At 63.3% G+C, this 3,304-nt stretch carries 3 protein-coding genes; all 3 read right to left on the reverse strand.

The window, feature by feature from the left end:
* Window positions 1-476: 476 nt before the first annotated feature.
* The gene (locus IAE77_RS00180) at window positions 477-740 is read right to left on the reverse strand and encodes a hypothetical protein (RefSeq protein WP_294219632.1); all 264 of its coding nucleotides are present in this window, start codon (window positions 738-740) and stop codon (window positions 477-479) included.
* Between the two features lie 226 nt (window positions 741-966).
* Window positions 967-2,403, reverse strand: coding sequence for an AAA family ATPase (locus IAE77_RS00185; protein ID WP_294219633.1), 1,437 nt, complete (start codon window positions 2,401-2,403; stop codon window positions 967-969).
* A 135-nt stretch (window positions 2,404-2,538) separates the two neighbouring features.
* On the reverse strand, window positions 2,539-3,304 hold a 766-nt coding region (locus IAE77_RS00190), incomplete at its 5' end, for a DbpA RNA binding domain-containing protein (RefSeq protein WP_294219634.1).

Consider the following 3,304-nt stretch of genomic DNA (forward strand, 5'->3'; position numbering starts at 1 on the left):
CTGGATGGCCGGCCGTCTCGACCTGCAAATCCCTTCAGCTTTTACCCACCCAGCATAGCGAAGCGCCTTTTTTTGTGCGCGGGAAACGGTTATTTCCTTCTATCCTACCGTGTTTTGTGCACGCAAGCTTTTTTCAAACTCAGCGGGCGCGCACCCGGCCGGATCTGAAACGACAGCCGATTGGGAACGCACGCAAAAACAACGATGGTGGCGTGGGTTTCCCTCACACAAAATTGCAATGGAGCCACTGCTCGTCTGACAGCATTCGACTCCAACCCTGTATCAGCGGCAGTCCCGGGCACCCAGCCCTTGTGCCTACCTTCCTGAGCGTCTCTTCTCGTCGCCCTTTTCCCTTTTGAACCGATTCCTGCCGTGGTCACCACCGCCTTGCGGTGGCGCTCAGGCAGGGCCAGCGTTGAAATCGCGAGGCGCAGTTTTTGGCGGAAAGCCTCGAGCTCGGCCGGCGGGTGCAGGCGTTAGATTCTTCCCAGCTCATGAGCGGCGCGCAGCAGATGTTCCCAGACCGGGCGGCGGCGTCCGAGCATGGGGCTGAGCTGGGGAAAGGAATCCGCCACCTGCCGCAGTGTCAAAAACTGCCACACCTGGTCCACGCGGGCCTCGCGCATGAGCCAGGCCGCCGTGCGCAGCCAGTCCGCGCCCGAGCTGGCCGCCAGCCGACACCGCAGGGACTCCCGCGTCTCGGCACGATCCCAGGCGAAGTCGAGGTTGTCAGCAGGCATGGTGGCCGCAGGCGGCATGAGCGGACTCTTTCACAGCGCAGGGAGATGAGCAAGGCGCGCCTGCCTGCCTGAGAAAAGGCCCATGCCCCCTGCGTTTCCCCATGGGGAGGCTGCCCGGTGGTGTTGTCATTGAGGTGGCCGACAGTGCCACGCTGTCTGGCAGATGCCCATGTTGGCCCGCCTGATGCGCTGAGCCACCGGCCCGCTGATCGACTGTCTCGCCGAATCAACGTTCCTTCTTCGAGTTCGACGGTGCGTTGAGGAACTTGCGCATGTCGTTGAAGATGCTGTCGGGGCCGTCCTGTTTCTGGGCGTGGGTGTGCATGCCTTCGAACCAGGTTTGAGTGGTCGGAGTGTGCGCTTTGGCCACGGCGAGGAGGAGTTCGAGCGTGATCGGCACCGGATGACCGGTGTGGATGGCGGCGGAGAGGGCGAGTTCGGCGGCGCGGTCGAAGACCCACTTCAAATCGGCTCCGGAGAAGCCGTTGGTGGCTTCGATGAGCGCTGCGGCGTCGAAATCGGCGATGGGTTTGTCCTTGGCGAGGAGTTCGATGATCTGGGCGCGGGCAGGGGCGTCCGGCGGTGGCACGAAGATGGCCTGATCGAAGCGTCCCGGACGACGGAAGGCCGGATCGAGCGCCCAGGGCTGATTCGTGGCACCGATGACGAGGATGCGTTGATTGTCGCTGCGGATGCCGTCCATCTCGTGCAGGAACTGGTTCACCAGATTGCGCATCTGGCTCTCGCGAATCTGACGGCGGTCCTGTGCGAGTGAGTCGAGGTCGTCGAACACCAGCACGCAGGGGGCATTGGCCCGCGCGGTTTCGAAGATCTGGTGCAGATTGCGCTCCGTGCTGCCGAAGTAGGGGTCGAAAATCTCGTGCAGGCCGACAGCGAGGTAATTGCAGGGCACTTCACCCGCCACAGCACGCAGGATCAGCGTTTTCCCGCAGCCCGGGGGGCCGTAGATGAGGATGCCACCGCCGGTCTTGCGACCGTAGGCCTTGTAGAGGTCCGGAAACTGCAGCGGGTAGGTGATCTTGAGGCGGATCTCCTCCTTCAGCTCCTCCATGCCGCCGACATCGGCGAAGGTGACGCGGTTGCGCTCCGGATCGCCGGGGGCATAGAACGTCTCCGGCCGCCAGTCGAACGGAGGCTCATCGAAGGGATCGTCGAAGAACTCATCCTGGTCGGCATTGCCTGCCGGTTGCGTTTCCTGGGATGCCGGCTCAGGGGCGGGGGCTGGAGCGGTTTTGCGCGCGTCACGAGTGGTGCGGCCGAGTTCGCGTTCCAGCGCGGGATCACTCATGGTGCCATCGATCTGGGCGGCGCGGTCGAAATGATCCAGCGCCTTCGCACGGTCACCCTCGCTCAAATAGACCCGGCTGAGGAGCAGGTGGGCCTGGGCGTTGTTGGGCTCGAGAAAAATGACGCGTTCCGCACGCACCGCCGCGCCGGAGTTGTTGCCTTCCAGAAACAGGACCTTCGCGATGCCGAGCTGGGCGTCTGTTTGATCGGGATCAACGTCCAAAGCGCGTGCGAAGACCTCCCTGGCCTCGTCCAGGTGCAGCTCCTCAAGGCAGGCGCGACCGTAGAGCAGCAGCAGCGAGAGGTTGTTCGGCGACTGTTTCAACGCGTCGCGGAGGGCGGAGGATTTTGACATGGTGTTGGGGAACTGAGACAGCCACGTATGCTGCCACGCTGAGATTTAAGAGCGTGCGAAGCGTGCTGCCAATGATTTCTTGGCGTGAGTCACCTACAGAGCGGGGCGCACGAGATGATGAGGAGATGATGAGCGTCACCACTTCTTTTTGAAGCCGCCGCCACCACCAAAGCGTTTGCCGCCACCACCACCACCGAAGCCGCCTGGCTTCCTGAAACCACCGCCGCCACCGCCGTAGTTGCCGCCGGAGTCTTCACGGCGTGGGCCACCGTCGTCATCGTGACGGTTGCCATAGCCAGGGCTGGGGCCTTCACCTTCGCGATTGAGCCAGGGCTTGGGCTTGCCGAAACCGCCTTTTTTGAAGCCGCCTCCGCCGCCTCCGAAGCCGCCGGGCTTGCCGCCGAAACCAGGTTTCTTGAAGCCGCCGCCGTAGCCGCCGCCGCCGAATCCGCCTTTCTTGAATCCGCCACCGCCTCCGAAATGCCTTTTGCCGATGCCTTGTCCGGCATCACCAGGGCGGTCAGCGTAGTCCATGCGAACTTCGCGACCGCGAATGATGGGCGGTTGCTGGCGGATGGTTTCGAGCACGGGCTCGACAGCGTCCTCGGGGACCTCGACGAAGCTGCATTTCTCGACGACGTCGATCGTGCCGATGCTGCCGGGCTTCAATTCCTGAACGCTGTTGTAAAGCATGCCGGCGATGTCGCCCGGACGCACCATGTCCATGCCGCCGATGTTGATGAAGAGGCGGACCATGCCGGAACGCGGGCCGCGTTGGGCGAAGGTGCGCTGCTTTTTCGGCAGGGAAGGCTCGTCGTCCTCGGCGCTGTCGTATTCGTTGTCGAATTTGGTGGCAGCGGGCTTCGGAGCCGCCTCGTGATTGGTCGGGCCGGCTTCGTCG

Origin of the sequence: Prosthecobacter sp., assembly GCF_014879935.1 — a bacterium.
Lineage (GTDB): Bacteria > Verrucomicrobiota > Verrucomicrobiia > Verrucomicrobiales > Verrucomicrobiaceae > Prosthecobacter.